This is a genomic window from Clostridium tagluense (assembly GCF_003865095.1).
GTDB lineage: Bacteria > Bacillota > Clostridia > Clostridiales > Clostridiaceae > Clostridium_AD > Clostridium_AD tagluense.
In genome coordinates this window covers 50,989-75,818 of sequence record NZ_BHYK01000018.1, presented here as the reverse complement: position 1 = coordinate 75,818, position 24,830 = coordinate 50,989, and the positions used below count along the sequence as shown (strand labels likewise).

Here is a 24,830-nt window from a genome sequence, read left to right as displayed (position 1 = left end):
TTTAAAAATATAATGAATAAAATAATAGAGAAGATAATTATTTAATGGAGGAATTGAAATGCAATTAAAAGGTAGTAACACTGAGAAAAATCTTCTTAGTACTTTTGCTGGAGAGTCAAGAGCAAGAAACAAGTACACATTTTATGCTGAAAAAGCAGAAAAAGAGGGATATGAGTATGTAGCCTCTATTTTCGACGCTACTGCAAATAACGAAAAGGCTCATGCACGAGAAGTTTTTAATAGGTTTCTGAAAATGAATAAAACTACAGCAGATAATTTGAAAGATTCTGCAGAAGGAGAATCTTTTGAGAGTACCAAATTATATAAACAATTTGAAAAAGAGGCCAGATTAGAAGGTTTTATAGAAATTGCAGATTTCTATAAAGAATTACAGGAAGTAGAAGAGGGTCATGAATTGAGATTTATGACAATATATAAAAATCTACAAGCAGGAATGATGTTTAAAAGAAATACTGAAGTAAAATGGCAATGTATGAATTGTGGATATATTCATATAGGAAATGAAGCACCAGCATTTTGCCCACTATGTAAGTTCCCAAGAGCTTACTTTAAAATCTATTGCGATGACTACAAATAGGAGGAAAGAATATGATGATTTATAGCACACCTCACTATTTATTACCTGTAATATATTTAGATGAGGATGAATATAGGACTTGGTACAACATTGAAGATGATGAAGTGCATAACACATACAGAAGTATTAATGAAGATATTTTTAAAGAGGTTGATGAAGAGTACGTAAATGAAAGTATTAAATAATGATAGCTTGTGTTTATGTCCTAACAAAAGAAGTTAGGTAGCACTGCTATCACAAATACTTTAGTACTTATTAGATGTGAGAATTATAGAATGGATGAGAAGGTATCAAAAATTTAAGTTCAAATGGTTATTTTTATACCGTAAATGGAATAGTTTATGACGTAAGTTCAGTTCAGTCTTGGGCTGGTGGCGTTCATTTTGGTGTATCTACGGGAAGCAACGCAACTGAGAATTTTATTACCTGCCATGGTGCCTCAAAATACTCGAATATTTACCTAAGGTAGGGGTAGTAACTGGGGAACAGCTACCTTCCTGCCTTTGAGTTTGTATTAAATGAAACTTTATTCATAATATTGAAAATAATTCTGTTTATAAGTTATCAGTTCTCTTAACCTTGTGGTTAATGGCCAATCTGTTTAAATTAGCAATGTGTCGCACTCTGATTTTAGACAAAATATTCCCAAGTTTATAAATACATTTATTGCATTATCAACATACTCCTATACACATTCACTATTCCCCTTTTAACTTTACATGTAAAAGTAAAAACCTTAAGATGCAAAAGAGTGCAACTGAAAACTCAAATAATATTTTGGGTGGCAAATCGGTGGCAAAATAAAAAACACCATGTGTTAAACATAGTGTTTTCAATGCGAGTAAGTCTATAAGCCGAGTTCTGTATTAGACAATCATCTATCTAGGCCTATTGTTACCAGTAGGCTCAAGCGATACACCCGAAAGCGGGACGGGCAGTCCCAAAATGCTTTCCTATTCGATCTTGCTCCAGATGGGGTTTACATAGCCGCAAAGTCGCCATTGCGCTGGTGAGCTCTTACCTCGCCTTTCCACCCTTACTAGTATATTCAAAAGTTCAGAAAAACTGACCTTTAAGAATACCTTTAGCGGTATATCTCTGTTGCACTTTCCTTAGAGTCGCCTCCACTGGTAGTTAGCCAGCACCCTTGCCCTATGGAGCTCGGACTTTCCTCTCCTGTATTTCTACAGCAGCGATTGTCTGGCTTACTCGCATTAACTATTTTATCACATTTCATCACAAATGTCGAATTTATTTCTAATCCCTCAAAATCATTGTAAAATATACCATATTATTGTATAATTAAAGTAAATAATAATACTTCTGTAGTACAATATGTGGAGGCTATTTAAATGAATTTCAACCAAAGAATCACTGAACTTACAAAAAGTCCTATTGCTATTTTTGCACTATTAGGTCTGCTCTTATTAATCTATGCAGTTTTAAAAATCAGGAAAATTAAATTTACTACACATGTGATAACCTTAGTTGGTTTATCTATTGCATTAACTACTGTATTACAATTTATAACTATATTAAAATTGCCACAAGGTGGTAGCGTTACTGCTGGAAGTATGGTTCCACTTGTACTTATTTCGCTTTTTTATGGTCCTGAAGTTGGGTTTTTAACAGGATTCTTATTTGGAATTATTAATTTTCTAATGACCCCAGTTGCTCTCCATCCTGTGCAAGTTCTATTTGATTATCCCCTTCCTTTTATGGCTATTGGAATAGTTGGTTACTTTAGATACAGCAATATTAACGGAAAACTTATGGGAGTAATCCTCGCAATGCTAGCACGATTTGCATGCCATTTTATATCTGGTGTGGTATTCTTCGGAAGTTATGCTCCAAAGGGAACCTCGGTTTATTTATATTCCTTTTTGTATAACGGTTCATACATGGGGCTGGAAACCATTCTTACCTGTGTAATTATTGCAATTTTACCATTAAAACGATTATCCAAAATAGTTTTAAATAACTAATTATTATTTCAATTTCCTAATTAAATTTATTTCCGCTCTAACAGGTGTTTTAGATGAACTATTTCCTCTTACTGTTACTTTATCCACATCAATATTAAGTTCTCTAGCTATTATAGCCTTAACTCTAGATCTACAAAAATTTGCTTGGCAAGTTCCCATTCCGGCTCTTGTCCTTCTTTTAATAGCATCTGTAGAATTAATGGGTATATTTCTATGAATAGCATCCACAATTTCTGCTTCTGTAACTACCTCACATCTGCATATTATATTCTTTGCTGGATCTTCATCATCAATTTTTCCATGAAAATTATTATCTTTTTTAACTATTATTCCTTTTCTATATGAAATAAAATTGTCTTTCTCCTGAAGCACTAATCCTGATTTCACAAGTATATCCGCTACCATCTCAGCTATTGCTGGTGATGATGTAAGTCCTGGTGAATCTATACCAGCCACATTTATGAATCTTTTAACGTGGCTTTCCTCAATAATAAAATCCCCTGTGTTGCTGCTAGCTCTTATACCTGAAAAAGTAGTTAATGTCTTTCTTACATCAAAATCAGGTATAGACCTTCTAGCTGCGATTATAACATCTTTTAAAGTCTCAGTTGTAGTTGCTACATCATCTTTATCACTTATTTCTTCTGAGTTAGGTCCTATCATAAAATTACCATGATAAGTTGTAGTTACTAATATTCCTTTGCCTTTATCTGTGGGGACTTGAAAAATAACAGTATTCACCAAGTGACCTTGATCTTTTCCCATCAAAATATATTGACCTTTTTTAGGCATTATTTTAAAATCATCCATACCTAGCATATTAGCTATTTTATCGCTGTATTGCCCAGCAGCATTTATAACGTATCTTGCTTCAATATCCTCTTTATTTGTATGTACAATAAATTTTTCTTCTAGATTTTCTATAGATAATACTTCACTTAAAAGCTTGAGCTCTACACCATTTGAGATAGCATTTTCTACTAATGCAATAGTAAATTCGTAAGGTGAAGTAACCCCTACACTTTTAGCATATAGTGCTACCGTTACATCACTATTTAAATTTGGCTCTATTTCTTTTAGTTTATCTCCTCTTATTATCTCTAAATCATCGCATCCCATTTTTAGACCATTTTCATAAAGCTCCTTGATTTTCTTCTCGTCCTCTTCATTAAATCCAATGACCAATGCTCCTGTTTTCCTGTATCCAAAATTTAATTCTTCCTGTAGCTTTCTGTACATTTTGTTACCTTTTCCACATAATTGTCCTTTTAATGTACCATACTTAGCCGCATATCCTCCATGAACTATTCCACTATTAGCTTTTGACGCTCCAGTTGAAACATCATCTTCTTTTTCTAAAATGCCTATTTTCAAATTGTATCTTGAAAGGTTTCTAGCTATAGCAGATCCTACTACTCCAGCTCCTATAATAACTACATCATACATAAATATCTCCCCCTTAATCTTTTATTAGTATTTAAATTTGAATAATTAATCTTTGTTAATATCTATTATAGTATAAATACATGTATTATAATAGATATTTATACTTTATAGGTTTTTATTTACTAAATAGCAGCTCTCTCTCACTATAAGCTTTGTTGGTATAACTATTTTTTTAGCTATTTTTCTTCTATCTTTTAATTTTTCAATTATTAATTCTACCGCTGTTTCACCCATAAACTCCATGTGTATTTTAACAGTAGTTAAGGCAGGCACTATAAACTGTGCAGTTATATTGTCATTATAGGACACAATACTAATGTCTTTTGGTATTCTAAAGCCAGCTTCGCTTATAGCTCTGTAGGCGCCTATTGCCATAGAATCATTGGCTATTATATAGGCTGTTACCTTGTTTTTATCTCCTAATGCCACTTTCATAAGCTCATATCCACTTTGTGGTGTGAATTCACCTATGTACAAATTATCCTTGTAGTCTATGCCCCTAGCCTGCATTTCTTCTTTATAAGTCCTGATCCGCCTATCAACAAATATTTCTTTATTCCCGTTAATATATTCTTTTCCACCGACAAATCCAATTTTTTTATGCCCTAGCTCCTCTAAGTAATTTATTATATCAATAGTAGCATACTTTAAATCACATACTACAGAATCATAGATTTCACTTTTAGGTGATGAATCAACAAACACAATGCTTTTAGATATTGTTCTAAGCTTTTCTACTTCCAAATCACCAAATTTCCCAATAGCTATAATTCCATCTACTTCCTTTATACATGTGGTAAAAAATGGTGATAATTTTACTACTTCTATATTTTCACTAGCACATTTTTTTTCTATAGCCATTCTTATAGATAAATAATATGGATCTAGTACTTCTTCTTTCTCAGTGTACCAATTTGCTATGGCTACCTTATAAATACTTTTTTTAACATTTTTTTCTTTCTTTTTTATGTAATTTAATTCCTGAGCCGCTTGAAATATTTTTTGTTTTGTATCGTCTGTTACAGTTAACTTATCATCAAAGTTTAACACCCTAGATACAGTAGCAATTGATACTCCAGCTAGGTTTGCAATATCTTTTATTGTTGCCATAATTTTCACACTCACTTATTTTTCTATAAACTCTTTATGAATTTATTAAAAGCCTTTATTCCACTTTCATTTCTTTTAAATACCCCAGAATGTTCTAGAACCTCTAAAAATATAGTGCCTATTTCTTTTTTTAAGATTTCATCTACATTTGTTTCATTTATATCCGAATATTTTCGGACTAATTGCAATGCCCATTTTTTATGTTTCACAAGCTCCTGGCAATTGTCCAAATCATTAATTTTATTTTTATTTACTAAATAATACCTAAGTTCTTTTATCTCTGTTTTTAGCCTTGCTGGCAATACTGCAAGTCCCATAACCTCTATAAGCCCAATATTTTCTTTCTTTATATGATGTAATTCACTATGAGGATGGAAAATCCCATCTGGATGCTCTAGCGAGGTTCTATTATTTCTTAGAACTAAATCTATCTCATAGGCCTCTCCTCTTCTTCTAGCTATAGGTGTTATTGTATTATGTGGTACGCTCTCGGTGAATGCCCTTATCTCTGCACTTTCATCAGAATAATTCTTCCAACTATTTAAAATGTAATAGGCTAAATTAACCAGGTTTTCTCTATCATTACCCACTATTCTAACAACACTCATAGGCCACTTAACTCTACCAAGAGTTACTCCCTTAAAACCTTCCACCACAAATTCTTCCTCCACAGGTGCTTTTGCCATAGCAAATTCATAGTTTCCACCTTGGAAATGGTCATGACTTAATATAGAGCCTCCAACTATTGGAAGGTCTGCATTAGAGCCTATAATATAATGTGGATATTGCCTAGCGAAATCTAGTAGCCTTTTAAAGGTATTTTTGCATATTTTCATAGGCTCATGTTCACCCTTAAGTACTATGCAATGTTCATTATAGTAAACGTAAGGCGAATATTGCAAAAACCATTTTTCACTATTTAATTCAACAGGTATAATCCTGTGATTACCTCTAGCTGGATGGTTTATTCTGCCTGCGTAACCCTCATTTTCTTTACAAAGCAAGCAGGTTGGATAGCCACTTGCCTTTAAGTTCTTAGCCCTAGCAATGGCTTTCGGATCTTTTTCTGGTTTAGATAAATTAATAGTAATATCTATATCACCAAACTCAGTTGCGCATTTCCACTTTAAGTCCTTTTGTACACTTTCCCATCTTATATAATTTGAATTAATTGACAATCCATAAAAGTAATCCGTTGCACTACTTGGACTTTCACTATAGTGTTTTTTAAATTCTCTTATTATTTCCGATGGTCTTCCTATTAAACAAGCCATTATTTTTGTATCAAACAACTCCCTAGTAACTATACCATTATCCTCTATTTTTTCATTTTCATAAGCCCAATCCGTTATACTATCTAGAACTTGTTGTAATCCATAGTTCTTATCCTCAATAACTTCCATTAAATTTTCAATTTCATCTAGTGATAAAGCTTCTAAAAGCAGGTTCCTTGTATATATTATATCCGCTGGTATTATTAATTGCTTTCTTATTGCATAATAAAGTAGCTTTTGAATCTCTATGGAAATATTTACTGCCATGCTATCACCCCTTATTTATCATCGACTCCATTTACATTATTCTTATGAAAATTCCAAGCAAAACCTATTATATTTTTCTTGCGCCATCACCTATTATATTTTTCTTGCGCCATCACCTATTTGAGCTACATAAAACAGTGCCTCGTATCCTATCTTGATTTTATATTCCGCTGAAGCTTTTTTAATAAAATCATCTACAAATTCATCTTTAACTATACTTACGCTGCAACCTCCAAAACCTGCACCAGTCATTCTCGATCCTATAATTCCTGGTGTTTTCCAAGCAATTTCAACTAATGTATCTAACTCTATCCCAGTAACTTCATAATCATCTCTTAGCGATATATGAGACCTATTCATTAACTTCCCAAATAACTCTATATCACTATTTCCAAGGGCTTCTACCGCCTTTAGAGTTCTTTGATTTTCATAAATAGCATGTTTTGCACGCCGCACGCAAACTTCATCTTTTATAAGATATCTACTTTTTTCAAATTCTTCTTCATTTAATTCACAAAGAGAATTTATGGGAAGCACAGTTTGTAAATCTTTAAGTGCTCTTTCACATTCTGCCCTTCTTTCATTATATTTAGAATCTGCAAGCCCTCTTCTTTTATTGGTGTTTGCTATTACTATAGATGCTCCATTAAGTTTGATATTAGCATATTCATATTTTAATGTATTTGCATCTAAAAGTATTGCGCAATCCTTTTTACCCATTGCTATAGCAAACTGGTCCATAATACCACAATTTACACCTATAAATTCATTTTCAGCTTCTTTACTAATCTTTGCAATATCAATCATATGAATAGGGAAATTATATAAATCCTTTAAAACAACACCTGTAACCACTTCTATAGATGCTGAAGAAGATAGTCCTGCACCGTTTGGAATATTTCCATAAAATAATATATCAAATCCACTATCTATTTTCATACCATTATTCTCAAAAGCCCAAATTACTCCCTTAGGGTAATTTGCCCAATCATGTTCACTGTCATATTCTATCTCATCTATATTCATCTGAATTATTCCTAGAGCTTGAAAATTCTTTGAATAGAATCTTATTTTTTTATCATCTCTCTTTTTAATTAGTGCATAGGTACCAAAAGTTAATGCACAGGGAAAAACATTACCTCCGTTATAATCCGTATGCTCTCCTATTAAGTTAACCCTCCCTGGTGCAAAAAAAACTTTTTCTACTTCTTCACAGTAAACTTTTTTAAACATCTCTTTCAACTTTTCAATCATATTATTCAGCTCCTTTCCATAGTAATTAATTCTCTGTAAACCTTTATATTTGTAGCTTATCATTTTTTTAGTAAAACTTCAATATTTTTAGTAAAATTATTACATTAAGCATTTTAGTAGCATCTTGAATTTTCAATATATTTAGAATAATTACATAAATATTTGTTTTATAGAAGGAAATCCCATATTTATATAGAATACTACAAGTAGGAAACGGTTACAAAATAGTTACAAGTTATAAACATAGGGGGAATATAGATGAAAAAAGTTAAAAGTGTTACATCTTTTGCTCTTGCTCTAATTTTTGCAGGATCAATAGGTATACGCTGTACGAATGTACAAGCTACAGAAATTCTATTTGGAAACAGTGTCGAAGTAGCTTCAAAAGAAAGTAAGCTTACAGGCGCTGATATTGTAGCCTATGCAAAGAAACTCACCGGTATACCCTATAAAAGCGGTGGAACTACTAAAGCTGGTTTTGATTGCTCTGGTTTTACTATGCATGTTTTTAGTAATTTTAACATAACATTACCACGCACCGCCGAAAGTCAAACATCAAAAGGTACAGTGGTTAGTAAAGCTAACTTACGTATAGGAGATTTGGTTTTCTTTGGTAGTGTAATAAGTCATGTTGGTATTTACGTTGGTGATGGTAATTTTATACACTCACCTAAGCCAGGGTCAAGTGTTAAAATTGCAGAACTAAAATATATGCCAAATTATAACACGGCCAGAAGGATATTATAGTAGCAAAGCTATAATAAATTAAAGGGCATCTGCATATTTAAATATGTAGATGCCCTTTCTCATAATGTGGAAATTATTCCTCACCATTATTTGCTTCTGCAGCTAATTGCTCCATGTGAGAAATATACCATTTACTAATTAATATTTTCAAAGAAGCAGCAATAGGTACAGCTATTAGCATCCCTATAAGTCCACCTAAACTTCCACCTATAATAATCGCAAGCATTGTGAATACAGGATGTAATCCCACACTATTTCCAACAATTTTAGGTGCCAGCAAGTTGTTATCAACTTGTTGAACTACAATCATTCCAATAGTTGCCCAAACTGCTGTAATAGGTTGTCCACTTAGTAGTGCCATAATTACTGCAAGAATAGTTCCAACAATAGGTCCGATATATGGTATCATATTACAAATACCTGCAATGACGCCTATTATTAAAGCGTAATCTATTCCAATAAAAAACAGTACAGTGCCTGATAAAACTCCTACAATGCAAGCTTCTAATAATTGTCCTCTTATATATTTATAAAAGGTATCATCTATAATAGATAATATTTCTTTCACTTTATTCCCAGCTTCACTTTTTCGAAATATAAGATTAAAAATTTTATTCCATAAATCTATAAAGTACTTAGAGTCCTGTATTAAATAAATACTTAATACTATAGCTATAAAAAAGGAAGCTATATTTCCTCCTATAGATACAGCAGAATTTGTCATCGCTCCAATACTTGTAGAAAAATATGATTGTACATAGCTTACAATTTTAGCAATCTTACCATTTAAATCTCCTAATATTGAAATATTTGTCCTTTCTAATTTTTCACTAATAGCACTAACTGACAATGTAGAGTTCTTTAAATAATTAGTTAGATATTCTGTCATATTAGCTATGGTTATATTATTAGAAATTTTTCCGCCAACCATAATATATATTCCACTAACAATAGCTATGAAAACAGCAATTACTAATGTATACACTCCTAAAATCCCAACTGCTCTTCTAGTAGATGCTTTTTTAAATATTCTTTTCTTTTCTAAGAATTTTTCAATAATTTGCACCACAGGTTTCAATATATATACAATTATTAATGCCATAAGAAGCGGTTTCACAAGTGCAATAATTTTTCCTATTGTACTTGATAATAGTGAAAATATATCACCTATATTATTTAAAATCGTTATGCCTATATAAATTAGAAGCACGGTGCCTGTAGCATATAAACAGTATTTTAATAATTTTTTATCTATTCTCATTTTACCCTCCCCGTCGTAGCTTGCTGATTCTCTTACTACTTTACATTATAACAAATTCAATGGCAAGGTAAAGGTTAAATTACTACTTATTGCTCTAGTTAATTTTTTAATCTTCCTTAATCAAATATAAGAGATTGTCGTCTAGATTATAATAAATTGGCGCTATCAAAATATTAGGGTATTTATTTCTTAGCCTCTTAGCCTCCTCCAAAACAAACTCTATCTCATTACCAATCTCAAACATTGGAGCAAAATTCATAAAATGATCTTCTGCTCTTTGCCTCTCCCAACCCACTACATCAACAAGCCCTTGAATAAACTGCTCTCTTTTCGACATCAGATTAACCATTCCACAGTGATTATGGGCTATAAGTGCAATAGTTTTAATTTTTCCTATTGCTATTGTATAAGAAACCTTAAATTCACTAAAACGCAAAGTTCCTCCACCAGAACGAATAATATATGCAAAATTGTCCGGTATATGAAGATATTTTCTATTATCCATACACATTCCTATTAACATCTGTGGACTGCTTACAGCTTTATAATGCGTATTTAAGTTATGGTATTCTAATAAAACACTGATGGGCGTATTTTTATATTCTGAAAATATATCCTCTTTATTATTAATCTTTATTAATCTATCCATATTGGTTTTATCTCCTTAAATTTTTCTATATTTTTTATTGTCAGTTAAAATTTATTTTTATTATATCATAACCTATTAAATTCTAATACTGCAACCTAACTTTAGAACTATAATTGATTTTTGGAATAGTTTATAATATCACATTTTCATACATATATATAATTGCAATGTAATACTATAACATATAATGTTATGATATCATGCTACTATATACACCATAATTTTAATAGTTTAAAATAGAGGAAATAATATAATGATGTTTTTCCAATTGTAATATGTACCTCAGTAGGCCGCTTACTATCTTTGAATTTATTAAGGAGATGTTTAATTTGAAAAATAATTCTAAGCTATTGTTATGTATAATTATTTCAATGTGTTTTATTGCAGAGGGTTGCACAAAAAAAGTTGAACCCATTGCTACCCCGTCAAACCCTAAAAAAACGGAAGCCCCAGTGAAAACCCAGCAAAAATACTTTTCTCCCTATACTGGTGAAGAGGTAAAAAAAGAAATATTAGATAATATTGCTGTACTTGCCATAGTCGAAAACTCAAAGGCTGCAAGACCTCAATCTGGAATAAACGCTGCGGATATAGTTTATGAAACCCTTGCTGAGGGTGGCACCCCAAGATTCATCGCATTATTTCAAAGTGACACTGTGCAAAAAATCGGACCAATTAGAAGTGCCAGATCTTACTTTTTAGATATTTCAAAGGAATATAACCTACCCTTTGCTCACTGTGGAGGAAGCCAGGAGGCTCTAGACGAAATTAAAAATAAAAACTTAATGAGTATGAATGAAATGAAATATGCCTCTACTTATTGGAGAGATTCGACTCGGAAAGCTCCTCATAACCTTTATACTTCTACAGAGAAATTAAGGGAGCTTGTTAAAATAAAAAATTTTGTGAAAGCGCCTACAGTAAATTTAAAATTTGACAAGAGCTATTGGGATAGCAATAAACTTTCCCCAGCTACAAATATATTTTTAAGAATAAACAACCTTTACAACACTAGTTACACCTATAAAGATGGCCTTTACTTTAAAAGCATGGATGGAAAGTCTTCAACTAATAAAGAGGATAAAGCCCCTTTATCCTTTAAAAATATAGTGCTGCAAATCACTTCCATTAAAACACAAAATGATGAACTTCATTTAGATATTGCTCTTGTTGGCACAGGAGATGGTTATGTTATTAGCAATGGTAAGTTTATTAAAATGCACTGGTCCAAAAAAAATTCCACTTCACAAACTCTTCTAACCGATGAGGAAGGTAATGATTTACCATTAAATCCTGGAAAGACTTGCTGGAATATTGTAGATAAAAGTAGCAAAATAGATATAAAATAAATTATAGAAAAAGACTGGCCATTAGTTTTACTAATCACCAGTCTTTTTTGCACAATTAAAAAAATTTCCAATTGGCAAATATTATCATTATATTCCTATATTATTTCTGGTGGATCCATTAAATCATCCAGACAATCCACTATATAGTTTGACTTTTCATCTATATTCCCTTGTTTTTCATTAGGAAGTATTACATGTTTATCAAATTTAATTATGAAAATAGAACCTAAAGCCATTACAATTCCCAATAGTTTAACTCCTAAAATCACTTCTTCAAAAAATAAATAGGAAATGATAACAGAAACCACGATCTCCATAGAACATATTATACCTGCTTTTGATGCTTCAACTCCATAAGATAATCCAGTAATATACAGAATATATGCAAGTACAGTTGGGATTAAGCCTAAACCTATAATACTTGCAACTACAGGCAAACTATATTTTACATACAAAAGATTTACTGGGTTAGAAAATGGCACTAAGAATATCCACCCAAATAGAAAACTATATAAAATAATGGTCAATGGATGATAATCATCTATGATTGCTTTACTTATAATAGTAACTAAAGCATATGTTAAACCTGCTCCTATTCCCATTAGAACACCTAATGAGTTGATGTTTAAAGTATCAAGTGCACCTCCGGTAACAGTTAGAAAACATCCTATCATACATAAAACCAGTGCAGAAATCTTAATAGTGCTTAGCAATTCTTTATAAAATATCCTACCCATAATTATTAAAAAAATAGGAGCTGTATATAATAAAATAACTGCTGTAGCTATAGTCGTCCTTTTTATAGTTTCAAAATATAGCAGATTGAAAAGTGCTTGTGAAAAAAAACCGATTAAAGCAGTATACTTTAATCCTCTTTTATCAAATTTTAATAATTTTTTATCTTTAAACAAAATAAATATAAACATTATAAGAAATCCTACAAATAGCCTACAAAACACTACAAGTTTTGGATCAAATCCATAACTAAACAATACCTTTCCAAACAATCCTACAGTGCCCCATAAACTTCCTGCTAGCGCAATCATTAAATACCCCTTTATTTGTTGTATAATAAAGCCCCCCCAGATAAAAGTTAGTTTCCACCTCACTTTATTATATGCTTTTTTCTTGCCCTATGCACTATTTACTTAAGCAATATAATGTAACTAATCATTTATTTTCATTATAACCCAACATTATAATAATTCTATTTTGAGGCTTACATGATTAATTTAACACTAATACCTCTCTACTATATAGTTTATTGACAGGGCAATGATAAAATAAAAAAAACGTATTTGATTTCTCAAATACGTTTTTTCTTCAAATCCTTATAAAATATCGTTAAACAGAGATTTTACCGGTAATCGCCGCTACTATCATAACTATTGCCATTATAACCATAGCTATCATTGCCATCTTTTCCCTCTTAGTAATTACTTCATTTTTTTCTTTTTTAGCCTTTAAGTAAAATCCTATCCCTAATGCATAAATTACGAATGCTAGCCCTAAATACCCAATTCCTACTGCATATATAACATAAATTGAATATATACCTGCGAGTACTGCTATAATTTTCTCCTTAAAGTGCCCACTTTCTTTATTAAATACCTGAAATGCAAACATAGAAGATAACAAATACGGTATTAATATATTAGTTGTACACATATGTGTGGCAACATAATAAGCCTTTTGCAAAGCTTCCGAAAGCATGGCTAGAAGACCTATTTGTGTTGCCACAATTGAAAATAAAAGAGCATTTATAGGTACATTTTTATCATTATTTACTTTAAACCACTTAGGCATTAACCCATCCTGTGCTGCCGGAGCATACAAAATTTCTGTAGTTAACAAAAACCAGCAAAGCAAAGCACCCATAAGAGAAATTAAAATACCTACTTTAACTATAATAGCCCCATAACTTCCCAATGCGGTTTGTGCAAGGACTGCTGCCAGTGGTGTTTGTGCTGCAATTAAATCCTTAGCTGGCAAAATACCCATTGACAGTATAGATATTGATATATAAAGTGTAGCTGTTATAACAAGTGAAATTATTGTTCCTTTTCCAACCACTATTTGAGATTCCGCTCTTTCAGACAAAACTACTAAACCTTCAACACCTACGAAGCACCATAAAATTGTTCCCATGGCCCCACTTATCTGTTTTCCTAAACTAGCGGTTTTTCCAGTGGATGCTAAAATCGTCTGCCAATTTTCCACATTAAATATACCTAATTTAAAGGCTGAAAAACCAAATACAATTACTAAAAGTAGTGGTATAACTTTACCAATTGTAACTATTAAATTCAGTATGCCAGCTTGTCTAATACCCTTTGCTATTACAAAATAATATATCCACAAAAGAATAGATGCAAGTGAAAATGCTAAAATAGGAGGCATTGAATATCCTTCTCCAATTAAACTGTTTATAGTCTTAAAAATTAAAATAATAAATGCAACATTACCAATGAAAGAACTTGTAAAGTAACCCCATGCTGAATTAAAACCTACAAAATCACCAAAGCCTTCTTTAGCATAGGAATAAATCCCACCTTTTAATTCTGGTTTTTCATTTGTAAGCAAATAAAATACCATTCCGAGCATTATTACGCCAAAAACTCCAATACCCCATGAAATGAGAACTGCCATTGGATTTGTTGTTGCTATTAAGTCTGTAGGGCTATTAAAAATACCTGATGCAATCATAGTACCTATACCTAAAGCTACAAGTAACCCAAGTCCTAATTTCTTATTATCTTCTGCCATTAAACAAATTCCTCCTTTGTATATATATATAAAATAATTACACCCCCCTTATGATATAATTGTTGTATCTAAATCCAACAAAAATTCAATAGTAAGGTGTCATTAAGTATGATTATATCAGTATTAGCTACATATAATCAAGTTTATTATGCCTTGTTTTTGGGTTTTCATGTAATATTAATTAATACTTAAATCTTTTTTATTGCCTAATAATCTTTCCTTTATAAGGTTTACATAGTCATCAATAAATTTATGTTGGACATTTCTAACATAAAACTTAAACATAATCTACAATTTAATTATAAGACAATTATACATATTGGTAGCGAAAAAAGAGTGAAATCTATTCCACTCTTTTTTAACTCACTATATCTCTTTAAAATACTATTTTACTTATTCCTAAACTCTTAAGAATTCCCGTTGAAATTGCCTGAGCTACCTTTGTTTGGTAGGCCTCTGTAACTAATAGTTTTTCCTCTGTTGGATTAGAAACGAAGGATGTTTCTACCAATATAGCCGTAGCATTTGTATTATTTAAAACATAAAACCCTGCAGTTTTAATCTTTCTATCCACTCTTCCAGTTGCTTTAATCAATTCAGTTTGAACAGCCTGAGCCAACTTTTGTCCAGCTGCACTACCACTCTTATAAAAGGTCTCGATGCCACTAACTGTAGGCGCTGAATAACTGTTTGCATGAATACTTACAAAATAATTTGGCTTAGCATTATTTGAAACATCACATTTTTGTTGAAGACCCTGAGTTTTATCAGTTGTTCTTGTGTAAGTAACTCCAACACCATTCTTAGCTAATATATTTCCTACTTTTAAAGTAATTGCTAGCACTATAGTCTTTTCTTTAGTTCCCATTTGTCCTACTGCTCCTGAATCTGCTCCCCCATGACCTGCATCTAGAACTACACTATACTTGTTTTTAACTGCCTCTTTTACATTAATTATAACTTTAGCTTTCTTATCATAATTTTTTATAACGCCTTCATAGGTATAAGTACCTGACTTAGCAAAAGAAACTAAATCTTGAAGCCATTCTACTCCAACCTCTTTTTTTGAGTTATTAGTCATAGTAGCAAGTATAGTTTTAGGAAATGCATATTTGCCACCAACTTCTAAATTAACAATTGTATCTCCCACTGAAGATATTTGAAAAAGAGAATCATAACTAGTATCTGTATTTGCAAAACCCGTATATTTCATTAGCGCATTCGCTATAGCCTTTGCAGCGTTATTTTGATAATCTGCATTAGTTAGTAATATCTCTTCTTCTGGATTACTTAAAAAGCCCAATTCCAAAACTACCCCAGGGCAATTTAATTTATTTAATATTGCCAAATTTTCTTCTTTACCTGCTGCTTTTATTCCTCTATCTTTAGCTTCTGTTGCTTTTATAAGTTCGCTTTGCATTAGCTCTGCTAACACTTTATTATTGCTAATATCAGATAGGTAATATGTTTCAATTCCATTTGCAGTATCTGAAGAATATGCATTTGTATTTATACTTAAAAATACATCGGCTTTTGCCTTCTTCGCTATTGCAGCTTTTGCCTCATCCTCATTAAGCTTGTCCCAAGTTACTGAATCACTATCTCTAGTATATACTACATTGAATCCTTTTGTTTTTAGTATATTACCTAGTTTTAATGCTGTATTTAAATTTACATCCTTAGCTTTCGCACCATTTTTACCAGTTATATCTTTATAGTACTGAGCTGGATCAATGCATACAGTAAACTCACTTGGCTTTGTAGCTGCACTTTCAGTATTAAAATTCATTCTAACTTCTTTAGGAAGATCCTTCCCATCCGAAGACTTAACTTTTTCTGTCACTATCAAAGTGTATTCACTATTAGCTTCATAATTTTTTATGGGCTTTACTATTACATTTTTATTGTTATTAGCTAAACTAACATCAACGTCTATGTTTTTATTCGCCTCTCCAAGCACCTTAATATTTGTGGTATTCACAGTATTAGAACTCAGTGATTTATTAAAACTCACTGTCCAAGGTTTACTAACCACCACATTATTTTTAGTTCCTATATCCGTATACGTACTAGCCTTAACGATTATTTGCATAGGTATACACAATGCAAAAGTTAATATTACAATTAAAAATGATTTAAAAATATTTTTCATATAGCCCTCCCGACTCCCCATAGTTTTCATATTTAATTAATTATATTATATTTTGTATAATTTTAAATATGATTGTAATTTGTGGTATCAATTCTGAGTTAAGTATACTACACTTTTATTCTCTTCTCCATGTTTTATAGACATTTTTTTAATAAATTTAAAACATATATTAAAATTTATTATGAGGCTTTAATCTTTGATAGTAATTCTATTACTAAGAAAAATCGCAAAGCACAAATTATTTAAAAAAATATATATTGAATTGAAAAACGACATAAAATATTTCAGATTTCAAAAAGATTAGCATGAAATATTGCAAAATAGTACGAATAATGTTATCATACTAAATATCCAGGAAAATTTTGGAGAAATACATTCTTTGTAAACGTTTCGAATAATTAATTGAAGGGAGTTCATAATATGAACGAGACAGGGGTTAAAAAGCTTACGTGGCAAAATCTGGCACTTATAGCTTTTGTTATGGTATGGGGATTTGGAAATGTTGTTAATAACTTTGCCAATCAAGGTTTAAAAGTTGTTGGATCATGGGTACTTATTATTTCATTATATTTTATACCCTATGCACTAATGGTAGGGGAATTAGGTTCTACATTTAAAGATGGTAAAGCAGGCGTTAGTACATGGATAAAATCTACAATGAGTCCAAAACTGGCTTATCTCGCAGGATGGACTTATTGGGTAGTGCATGTACCCTATTTAGCACAAAAACCTCAGTCAATTTTAATAGCACTAGGTTGGGTAACAACACAAAACGGAAAATTCATTAAAGGTTTTAGTCCGCTGGTGCTGCAATCAATAACATTATTACTATTTCTTTTTTTCCTATGGTTTGCTTCAAGAGGTGTTAATTCCTTGAAGAAAATAGGAACCATAGCGGGGATATCCGTATTTGTAATGTCAATGCTATACATAGTGATGATGATTGCAGCACCCTCAATTACAGGAGTAAAAATTGCAACAGCACACATAACATTAAAATCATTTATTCCAGACTTTAACTTTGCATATTTTACTACAATATCTATGCTAGTGTTTGCAGTAGGTGGCTGTGAAAAAATAGCACCTTATGTTAACGATACTAAAGAGCCATCAAAAAATTTCCCCAAGGGAATGATTGCACTTGCAATAATGGTTGCAGTATCAGCACTACTGGGTTCAGTTGCAATGGGAATGATGTTTGATGCAAATAACATCCCAGTAGATTTAAAAATGAATGGCCAGTACTATGCATTTAAAACATTGGGTAACTACTATGGCGTAGGAAACTTACTTTTAATATTATATGCAATTGCAAATATGCTAGCTCAAATTTCTGCATTAGCATTTTCAATTGATGCCCCTTTAAAAATATTATTTGCAGAGGGAGATAAAAAATACATTCCTGCTAGCCTAATGAAAACAAATAAATATGGAGCTCCAATTAATGGATATAAAATGACTGCAGTTTTAGTTGGAATTTTAATAATTGTACCAGCCTTAGGTATTGGAGATATGAATACTTTATTCAACTGGTTATTAGACCTAAACTCAATTGTTATGCCAATAAGGTATTTGTGGGTATTCTTAGCATATATGGCTTTAAGAGGCTTTGCTAAAAAGAAATTCTTATCTGAATATAAATTTATAAAAAATGATAAGATAGCCTTCTTCATTGGTTTGTGGTGTTTTTCATTTACAGCATTTGCATGTATCATGGGAATGTTTCCAAAATCAAAAGCAAACACATCAGAGTATACTTTCCAACTTGTACTTAATTTATTAACACCATTTGTTCTTTTGGGACTCGGACTTATCCTACCTTTAATTGCAAAGATATCTAATAAGAAAAATGCTATAAATGGGTCAGAGGATATAAGTTAAAGAAAGTTGTAGCAAAAGAGCTAAAGCGTGCACGCTTTAGCTCTTTTGTTACTTCTATTATTTTAATCTAGCAAAATATGTAACTATAACTACAACCCCTAAAACAAATCTATATATTGAAAATACCCCAAATCCTTTAGTCTTTAAATAATTCAGTAAAAATTTAATACTTAAAAAGCCTACTACTGCAGCTGTTAAAACAGCTACAATAAATGGAGTTTTATCTATGGTAACCGTTCCCATTTTTGTGGCATGATATAATGCATCTCCAATTATTATGGGAGTTGATAGTAGAAAAGTGAACTTAGCTATAGCTTCTCTTTCCATTCCTAAATAACGTCCTGCAGACATAGTAATGCCTGATCGTGATACACCTGGTATTATTGCAAATATTTGAGAAATACCAACTATAAGACTTCTTTTAAGTCCAATATCTTCTAATTTAATTTTTTCATCACTATTTTTATCAGCATAATATAATATTATACCCAAAATAATAAGCGTAACTCCAATAAGCGCAGGATTTCTAAAGACTTCCATATATTTATCTAATAGAACTCCAAATAAACCGCCAGGAATTGTAGCTAAAACAAGTAGCCAAAATAACATTCCATCCTTTGATTTAGGTTTGCGAATTCCAGCATTAATTAATTTAATCCAATCTTTCCAAAAGAATAGAATTACTGCTGCTGAAGTCCCTAGATGTAATGCTACATCAAAAGCAACGCCAGGATCATTCCATCCAAAAATCCATGGAATTAATACTAAATGAGCTGTACTAGATATCGGGAGAAACTCGCCAATTCCCTGTACTATTCCATAAACAATAGCTTGTAAAATATTCATATACATCCTCCTCTGCTTTAAAATTTTATAATGATTTTATACTATTTTTTTATAAAAACAACGAACTTTTCATGAGCTATCTGCTCTCTGTGCTAAGGATATCATCTTCATTATTTCTCTTTCTTTTTCTCTTTTCTTTTATAAACACTACAGCTCCAGGCAGTAATGAAATAATTATTATAGCTATTAGCACATAAGAAAAATGATTTTTCACAAAAGATAGATTACCAAAGAAGTAACCCATGCCTAAGAATAAACTTACCCATACTCCACCACCAATCATATTATAAGGTATAAATTTTGAGTAATTCATTTCGGAAATACCAGCTACAAAAGGTGCGAAGGTTCTAATTATAGGAATAAATCTTGCTATTACTATTGTCATTGAACCATGTTTTTCATAAAATTCCTGAGCTTTTTTTAAATACTCTTTGTTAATAAACCTTACTTCCTCTTTCGCGAGTATCTTTTTCCCAATCTTTTTACCAATATGATAATTAGCAGTATCCCCCAGTATCGCTGCAATATATACTACTATTAAAAGAGTAAATATATTCATTGATCCAATCCCTGCAAGTGCTCCTGCTGCAAATAACATTGAATCTCCTGGCAAAATTGGCATAACAACCAATCCTGTTTCAATGAAGATAATTAAAAAAAGAATAACATATGTTAATATTCCATACTGCTGTATTATTAAAGCTAAATACTTATCAATATGCATTAATGCATTTATAAGGTTAATTACAATACCCATATTTTTTCCCCTTTCGTTGAAAGTTGCTTCTAATCTTCCAATTTTTATATTATATATTTTAAACATTAAAATTAGATTAAAAGAGTCTTAGATTTAGCTTAAGAAGTATGATATCAATAATAAAAAACACCTAGATAACAGATAAATCTGAAATCTAGATGTTTAATATTATACTTATTTTTGTTCCATTACCTTCCTTGCTTTCTACATTTATAGTTCCTTTGTGCACCTCTACAATCCATTTAGCAATAGATAGTCCAAGGCCTGTGCCACCTTTTTCTTTAGATCTAGATTTATCTACAATGTAAAATCTTTCAAATATATTTTGAATTTCGCCTTTTGGTATTCCTACGCCACTGTCACTAACAGTAATTTTTACTGTTTTATTCTGAATTTCTGAACTTATATCAATTTTCCCTTGTTCTGGTGTGAATTTAATACTATTTTCAATAAATATCCTAAGCATTTGCTTTATCATTTTATAATCTGCGAATATAAATGCAGCATCATTTTTTCCACTGGATATTATGTGACTAGGATCTATAAGCACACTTTCAGTCACCACTTCGGAAATAAGCTCATTTAGCCAAAATTCACTTTTCTCTATTATTTGATTTCCACTATCACCTTTTGCAAGAAATAATAGTTTTTCAACTAAGTTTTCCATATTACTACTTTCTAGCTTAATAGCATGAATAGATTTTTCTAAGGCCTGCCTATCATCTTTCCCCCATCTATCAAGTAGGTTTGCGTACCCTTGAATAACTGCAATAGGAGTTCTAAGCTCATGGGATGCATCGGATACAAATTGAATTTGCCTGTCAAAAGCTCCCTGGAGCCTATCTATCATTTTATTAAAAGTATTACCTAGTCTTTTAAGTTCATCATCGGGACCTGTGACCTCTATTCTTTCCCTTAAATTATTAATACTAATATTATCAGCAGCTTTAGTTATATAATCAATAGGTTCCAACATTTTTTTGCTTATACTATATCCTAATATAATCGAAGCAATAATCCCTATAAAGTCAGCTATTGCCATAAGTGCAAATAGAATTTTCATGAAGTCATATTCATTCTCCATATCCTTCACTATTTGAATATACGCAGGTCCATTTTTCACAGTTTCAATTCTTAAATTTTTAAATACCAGATGCTTATCATTCTCTTTGAATTTTTTCACTTTATCAAGTGGTTCTTCAGTTTTAATACTATAATTAAATTCCTTTGATATGTTTAATACCTTTCCATCTTCTTTTACTATCCTTATGGATATATTTTCTTTAGATGGAACATCTGAAATTATTTTTTCATCGGATAAATCTACCTGCTTTGTCTTTGACACAGCCTTATTTAATACCATTATTTTAACATCATCTATTTGCTTATTTGCCTGGCTGTACAAGTAATATTTTGTCCCATATAATATTGAAGCATTTAAAATCAGCAATACGAGTGAGAACATCACAGCATAAACTATAGTTAATTTTACAGAAACTTTTGCACTTTTAATGATTTTAAAATTCATAATTATTCACCTTTAACAACATATCCTACCCCTCTTATAGTAGTTATAAGTTTATCTTCAAATCCATCATCAATTTTACTTCGTAAATACCTAATAAACACATCTACTACATTAGTATCCCCTATGTAGTCATAACCCCATACCTTCTCAATTAATTGTGCGCGTGTAAGCACAACATCTTTATTTATTAACAGCATCTCTAAAAGGTCATACTCCTTTTTGGTAAGTTCAATTTCCTTGCCATCTCGCTTAACATTATGAGCCTTATTATCCATGACAATATCTCTAACTTTGATTTCATCTCTGTTATTGCTTATGGATTTATTCCTTTCATACACTCTTATTCTTGCCAATAATTCTTCTATTGCAAAGGGCTTTGTAAGATAATCATTTGCACCTACATCCAGACCTAAGACCTTGTCTGATATATCGCTTTTTGCAGTAAGCATAATTATAGGTACCATGGACGATTGTCTTATTCTTCTGCAAACCTCAATTCCATTAATTCCTGGTATCATAATATCAAGAAGTATTAAATCATATTGATTTTCCTCAGCTATATTTAGACCTTCTCGTCCATCCAAGGCTAAATCAACATTATATCCTTCATGATTTAATTCCATTTCAACGAACATTGACATTAGTTTTTCATCTTCCACTAAAAGAATTCTAAAATCCTTCAAGATAACACCATCCTTTTATACTGTAAAATAGCGAGCTAATAGCCCACTATATATTACTAATATACACTATTATCACATTCTTAGCCATATTCATCCCCATCTTTTCTTTATTCACTATTTAAATTTGGTGAAGATTCCATAACTCCCCGTTGAATTATAAATAATTTTAATAATAAAATTTAATAATTTGTCCATTGACATTAGTATCTATTAGGTCAATAATCATACTATTCACACAAAAATAATTATACGAAGGAGTGATTTTTATGCCAAAAATATTCGCAAATAACAAACACTGGATGAGAGGCGGCCATATGAATCAGAAACGTCATATTGAAATGACAGATGGAGAAAAAGCAAATATTGCCATCTGTACCGGAAATAAAGATGAGCATCCTTGTAAAAACCCTATATTCAGATGTTCAGAATGTGGAAACTATGGATGTGACCAAGAATTTTCAAATAAATGTTCTGAGCAAGGATTTAAAAATGACAAATGCCTTCACTGTGGTGAGGTGGCAACTCGCATACCTGTTATGAAAGAGGAATTTGCTAAATACATTGCTGAATGGGAAAAAGAAGTACCTGTAATTAAGGGCTAAAATTATAAAATCAATTTTTAGTTTATTAAAGTAATCATTTTTGTAGGACAAGCTTTAAAAAGCTAATCATCAAAAAACGCCAGGCAAGTTGCATTTTAATCTGCAAACCAACTGGCGTTTTATATTTTATTTGCTTTTCACTAAATTTGCTGAGACGATAACTTCTGTTTTTTTTGGATTATTTCGTCTTTGTAAGTCCAGTTCTCTCATTAAATTGTTCAATTAATTTATCTAGTTCTGGTCCCATTTGATGTAATTCACCCCAATAATTATCATAATCATACCATTGTGCATTTAACTCATCCAAATCGTACTTTTGTTGTTCAATCCAAGTGTAGTACTTAAGATTGTGAATGCGTTTTTTACTTTGGTATGTTAACTCTTCCATGCTGTCTGTTCTAACACCTAAAACACTTCTGTTATGGTCGATTGCAGCATCAACTTCTGAATAATCCCTGCCTCTTTCTGTTTGCATTTCTGCAAGTCTTGATCCGTACATTTCTGCAGAATCTGTAAGAACAGTCATTACCATATCATTTTCCGTTAACTCATAATACTTAGCAAATTTAATACAAGTTAAGATATTTGCGGCACCAGATATACCAACATATGAAAGTTTAGAAGTTAGATCTTCTGAAATACCTTGCTGTTTTAAATAGGCCTTACCAGCTGGTTCATTAAATAATTTAAACATTGCTAATGCATCATTATCATCAATAGCAACAACCATATCTGTATTACGGACATTATGAATCCAAGGAATATGTTTATCACCAATACCCTCAATTCTATGATCTCCAAAGCCATTATTAAGTAGTGTTGGACATTGAAGTGCTTCGCCAACTGCAATTTTAGCATTTGGGTATTGATCTTTTAAGAAGTCTCCACTTCCAAGTGTACCTGCTGAACCTGAGGTTAAGCATACACCGGCAAGTCTTCCATTTTCACCGGCTTCAGCTTTAACAATGTCGTTCATTGCATTACCCGTTACTTCATAGTGCCACAAATGATTACCAAGTTCACCAAACTGATTAAATATAACAACGTTATCTCTAGTTTCTCTAAGTTCCCATGTCTTATCATAAATTTCTTTTACATTACTTTCACAACCAGGAGTTGCAATAACTTCCCCAGCTACTTTTGAAAGCCAGTCGAAACGTTCTTTGCTCATATTCTCAGGTAATATCGCAACAGCTTTGCATCCTAGTAATGCAGAATTGTAAGCTCCACCACGGCAGTAATTACCTGTTGATGGCCAAACTGCTTCATGATAAGTAGGATCAAATTGTCCAGTAACTAAACGTGGAACTAGGCAAGCAAAACTTGCTCCAACCTTATGACATCCAACTGGAAAGTACTTTCCAACCATAGCAAAAATCCTTGCCTTAACACCTGATATTTCAGAAGGAATTTCTATATAGTTTGGTAAATCGTTGTACAATCCACCCTCTTTTACAGGTTGATTTTTCCAAGAAATTCTGAACAAATTAACAGGATCAATATCCCATAAACCAGTGGTTTTTAATTTCTCTTTAATTTCAGCTGGGATCTTGCTTGGGTCCTTCATCTGAGCAAAAGTTGGTATTACAACATTTCTTTCTTTAGCACTTTGTACGGTTTTTTTAAGTTGATCTTCATTGATTGTTAAATCTATTAAATTTTTCACTTAAAATCC

At 31.6% G+C, this 24,830-nt stretch carries 21 protein-coding genes and 1 other RNA gene; 7 read left to right on the top strand and 15 right to left on the bottom strand.

The genetic code is table 11. From position 1 onward, the window contains the following. The first annotated feature begins 58 nt into the window (after positions 1-58). Entirely contained in the window at positions 59-598 is a 540-nt protein-coding gene (rbr, locus tag Ctaglu_RS15585) for a rubrerythrin (RefSeq protein ID WP_125003325.1), read from the top strand. Between the two features lie 11 nt (positions 599-609). Continuing rightward, positions 610-783, top strand: a complete 174-nt coding sequence (locus Ctaglu_RS25255) for a hypothetical protein (RefSeq protein WP_185732737.1) — start codon at positions 610-612, stop codon at positions 781-783. Positions 784-1,432: 649 nt separating this feature from the next. On the opposite strand, the gene rnpB is transcribed toward Ctaglu_RS25255, so the two are convergent. Continuing rightward, positions 1,433-1,810, bottom strand: an RNA gene (rnpB, locus tag Ctaglu_RS15580) — RNase P RNA component class A. A gap of 140 nt (positions 1,811-1,950) precedes the next feature. Here rnpB and thiT point away from each other — a divergent pair. After that, entirely contained in the window at positions 1,951-2,583 is a 633-nt protein-coding gene (thiT, locus tag Ctaglu_RS15575) for an energy-coupled thiamine transporter ThiT (protein WP_125003323.1), read from the top strand. A 3-nt stretch (positions 2,584-2,586) separates the two neighbouring features. On the opposite strand, the gene Ctaglu_RS15570 is transcribed toward thiT, so the two are convergent. The 4 genes from Ctaglu_RS15570 to Ctaglu_RS15555 all read right to left on the bottom strand — a co-directional run bounded on the left by Ctaglu_RS15570 (position 2,587) and on the right by Ctaglu_RS15555 (position 7,934). Next, positions 2,587-4,029 carry an NAD(P)/FAD-dependent oxidoreductase gene (locus Ctaglu_RS15570; RefSeq protein WP_125003321.1) on the bottom strand — a complete coding sequence of 481 codons (1,443 nt, stop codon included), beginning with the start codon at positions 4,027-4,029 and terminating at the stop codon, positions 2,587-2,589. 105 nt (positions 4,030-4,134) lie between these two features. Beyond that, positions 4,135-5,139, bottom strand: a complete 1,005-nt coding sequence (locus tag Ctaglu_RS15565) for a LacI family DNA-binding transcriptional regulator (RefSeq protein ID WP_125003319.1) — start codon at positions 5,137-5,139, stop codon at positions 4,135-4,137. A 23-nt stretch (positions 5,140-5,162) separates the two neighbouring features. Then, positions 5,163-6,680 (bottom strand): UDP-glucose--hexose-1-phosphate uridylyltransferase, encoded by a 1,518-nt coding sequence (gene galT / locus Ctaglu_RS15560; RefSeq protein WP_125003317.1) that lies wholly within the window; start codon positions 6,678-6,680, stop codon positions 5,163-5,165. 93 nt (positions 6,681-6,773) lie between these two features. Next, positions 6,774-7,934: a galactokinase gene (locus tag Ctaglu_RS15555; RefSeq protein ID WP_125003315.1), complete on the bottom strand. Its 1,161-nt coding sequence runs from the start codon at positions 7,932-7,934 to the stop codon at positions 6,774-6,776. Positions 7,935-8,192: 258 nt separating this feature from the next. Between Ctaglu_RS15555 and Ctaglu_RS15550 the strand changes: the two genes are divergently transcribed. Further along, positions 8,193-8,681 (top strand): C40 family peptidase, encoded by a 489-nt coding sequence (locus tag Ctaglu_RS15550; protein ID WP_125003313.1) that lies wholly within the window; start codon positions 8,193-8,195, stop codon positions 8,679-8,681. A gap of 73 nt (positions 8,682-8,754) precedes the next feature. Here the strand turns inward: Ctaglu_RS15550 and Ctaglu_RS15545 are convergent, their stop codons facing one another. Both Ctaglu_RS15545 and Ctaglu_RS15540 read right to left on the bottom strand, forming a co-directional pair. Further along, on the bottom strand, positions 8,755-9,942 hold the full coding sequence (locus tag Ctaglu_RS15545; RefSeq protein WP_125003311.1) for an AI-2E family transporter: 1,188 nt from the start codon (positions 9,940-9,942) through the stop codon (positions 8,755-8,757). 106 nt (positions 9,943-10,048) lie between these two features. After that, positions 10,049-10,591, bottom strand: coding sequence for a carbonic anhydrase (locus Ctaglu_RS15540; protein WP_125003309.1), 543 nt, complete (start codon positions 10,589-10,591; stop codon positions 10,049-10,051). 329 nt (positions 10,592-10,920) lie between these two features. On the opposite strand from Ctaglu_RS15540, the gene Ctaglu_RS15535 reads away from it, so the two are divergent. Further along, positions 10,921-11,940, top strand: a complete 1,020-nt coding sequence (locus tag Ctaglu_RS15535; protein WP_185732735.1) for a DUF3048 domain-containing protein — start codon at positions 10,921-10,923, stop codon at positions 11,938-11,940. 95 nt (positions 11,941-12,035) lie between these two features. Here the strand turns inward: Ctaglu_RS15535 and Ctaglu_RS15530 are convergent, their stop codons facing one another. The 3 genes from Ctaglu_RS15530 to Ctaglu_RS15520 all read right to left on the bottom strand — a co-directional run bounded on the left by Ctaglu_RS15530 (position 12,036) and on the right by Ctaglu_RS15520 (position 16,858). Then, entirely contained in the window at positions 12,036-12,986 is a 951-nt protein-coding gene (locus Ctaglu_RS15530; RefSeq protein ID WP_207669482.1) for a DMT family transporter, read from the bottom strand. 298 nt (positions 12,987-13,284) lie between these two features. Then, complete coding sequence (locus Ctaglu_RS15525) at positions 13,285-14,706, bottom strand: amino acid permease (RefSeq protein WP_125003305.1); 1,422 nt, start codon at positions 14,704-14,706, stop codon at positions 13,285-13,287. A gap of 376 nt (positions 14,707-15,082) precedes the next feature. Further along, positions 15,083-16,858 carry an N-acetylmuramoyl-L-alanine amidase gene (locus Ctaglu_RS15520; RefSeq protein ID WP_185732734.1) on the bottom strand — a complete coding sequence of 592 codons (1,776 nt, stop codon included), beginning with the start codon at positions 16,856-16,858 and terminating at the stop codon, positions 15,083-15,085. 420 nt (positions 16,859-17,278) lie between these two features. Here Ctaglu_RS15520 and Ctaglu_RS15515 point away from each other — a divergent pair, with 420 nt between their 5' ends. Then, positions 17,279-18,739: an amino acid permease gene (locus Ctaglu_RS15515; protein WP_125003300.1), complete on the top strand. Its 1,461-nt coding sequence runs from the start codon at positions 17,279-17,281 to the stop codon at positions 18,737-18,739. Between the two features lie 57 nt (positions 18,740-18,796). Here the strand turns inward: Ctaglu_RS15515 and uppP are convergent, their stop codons facing one another. The 4 genes from uppP to Ctaglu_RS15495 form a co-directional block, all read right to left on the bottom strand. After that, positions 18,797-19,585, bottom strand: a complete 789-nt coding sequence (gene uppP / locus Ctaglu_RS15510; protein ID WP_125003298.1) for an undecaprenyl-diphosphatase UppP — start codon at positions 19,583-19,585, stop codon at positions 18,797-18,799. 76 nt (positions 19,586-19,661) lie between these two features. Continuing rightward, on the bottom strand, positions 19,662-20,342 hold the full coding sequence (locus Ctaglu_RS15505; RefSeq protein ID WP_125003296.1) for a VTT domain-containing protein: 681 nt from the start codon (positions 20,340-20,342) through the stop codon (positions 19,662-19,664). Positions 20,343-20,496: 154 nt separating this feature from the next. After that, positions 20,497-21,870 carry a sensor histidine kinase gene (locus tag Ctaglu_RS15500; protein ID WP_185732733.1) on the bottom strand — a complete coding sequence of 458 codons (1,374 nt, stop codon included), beginning with the start codon at positions 21,868-21,870 and terminating at the stop codon, positions 20,497-20,499. 2 nt (positions 21,871-21,872) lie between these two features. Continuing rightward, positions 21,873-22,553 (bottom strand): response regulator transcription factor, encoded by a 681-nt coding sequence (locus Ctaglu_RS15495; protein WP_125003292.1) that lies wholly within the window; start codon positions 22,551-22,553, stop codon positions 21,873-21,875. Between the two features lie 266 nt (positions 22,554-22,819). Between Ctaglu_RS15495 and Ctaglu_RS15490 the strand changes: the two genes are divergently transcribed. Then, entirely contained in the window at positions 22,820-23,155 is a 336-nt protein-coding gene (locus tag Ctaglu_RS15490; protein WP_125003290.1) for a hypothetical protein, read from the top strand. A gap of 178 nt (positions 23,156-23,333) precedes the next feature. On the opposite strand, the gene Ctaglu_RS15485 is transcribed toward Ctaglu_RS15490, so the two are convergent. Next, positions 23,334-24,821, bottom strand: coding sequence for a pyridoxal-phosphate dependent enzyme (locus Ctaglu_RS15485; RefSeq protein ID WP_125003288.1), 1,488 nt, complete (start codon positions 24,819-24,821; stop codon positions 23,334-23,336). Positions 24,822-24,830 lie beyond the last annotated feature (9 nt).

Excerpts from the sequence above, each read along its gene's own strand:
- rbr (WP_125003325.1), top strand. The coding sequence starts at position 59 with ATGCAATTAAAAGGTAGTAACACTGAGAAAAATCTTCTTAGTACTTTT.
- Ctaglu_RS25255 (WP_185732737.1), top strand. The coding sequence starts at position 610 with ATGATGATTTATAGCACACCTCACTATTTATTACCTGTAATATATTTA.
- thiT (WP_125003323.1), top strand. The coding sequence starts at position 1,951 with ATGAATTTCAACCAAAGAATCACTGAACTTACAAAAAGTCCTATTGCT.
- Ctaglu_RS15570 (WP_125003321.1), bottom strand. The coding sequence starts at position 4,029 with ATGTATGATGTAGTTATTATAGGAGCTGGAGTAGTAGGATCTGCTATA.
- Ctaglu_RS15565 (WP_125003319.1), bottom strand. The coding sequence starts at position 5,139 with ATGGCAACAATAAAAGATATTGCAAACCTAGCTGGAGTATCAATTGCT.
- galT (WP_125003317.1), bottom strand. The coding sequence starts at position 6,680 with ATGGCAGTAAATATTTCCATAGAGATTCAAAAGCTACTTTATTATGCA.
- Ctaglu_RS15555 (WP_125003315.1), bottom strand. The coding sequence starts at position 7,934 with ATGATTGAAAAGTTGAAAGAGATGTTTAAAAAAGTTTACTGTGAAGAA.
- Ctaglu_RS15550 (WP_125003313.1), top strand. The coding sequence starts at position 8,193 with ATGAAAAAAGTTAAAAGTGTTACATCTTTTGCTCTTGCTCTAATTTTT.
- Ctaglu_RS15545 (WP_125003311.1), bottom strand. The coding sequence starts at position 9,942 with ATGAGAATAGATAAAAAATTATTAAAATACTGTTTATATGCTACAGGC.
- Ctaglu_RS15540 (WP_125003309.1), bottom strand. The coding sequence starts at position 10,591 with ATGGATAGATTAATAAAGATTAATAATAAAGAGGATATATTTTCAGAA.
- Ctaglu_RS15530 (WP_207669482.1), bottom strand. The coding sequence starts at position 12,986 with ATGATTGCGCTAGCAGGAAGTTTATGGGGCACTGTAGGATTGTTTGGA.
- Ctaglu_RS15525 (WP_125003305.1), bottom strand. The coding sequence starts at position 14,706 with ATGGCAGAAGATAATAAGAAATTAGGACTTGGGTTACTTGTAGCTTTA.
- Ctaglu_RS15520 (WP_185732734.1), bottom strand. The coding sequence starts at position 16,858 with ATGAAAAATATTTTTAAATCATTTTTAATTGTAATATTAACTTTTGCA.
- Ctaglu_RS15515 (WP_125003300.1), top strand. The coding sequence starts at position 17,279 with ATGAACGAGACAGGGGTTAAAAAGCTTACGTGGCAAAATCTGGCACTT.
- uppP (WP_125003298.1), bottom strand. The coding sequence starts at position 19,585 with ATGAATATTTTACAAGCTATTGTTTATGGAATAGTACAGGGAATTGGC.
- Ctaglu_RS15505 (WP_125003296.1), bottom strand. The coding sequence starts at position 20,342 with ATGGGTATTGTAATTAACCTTATAAATGCATTAATGCATATTGATAAG.
- Ctaglu_RS15500 (WP_185732733.1), bottom strand. The coding sequence starts at position 21,870 with ATGAATTTTAAAATCATTAAAAGTGCAAAAGTTTCTGTAAAATTAACT.
- Ctaglu_RS15490 (WP_125003290.1), top strand. The coding sequence starts at position 22,820 with ATGCCAAAAATATTCGCAAATAACAAACACTGGATGAGAGGCGGCCAT.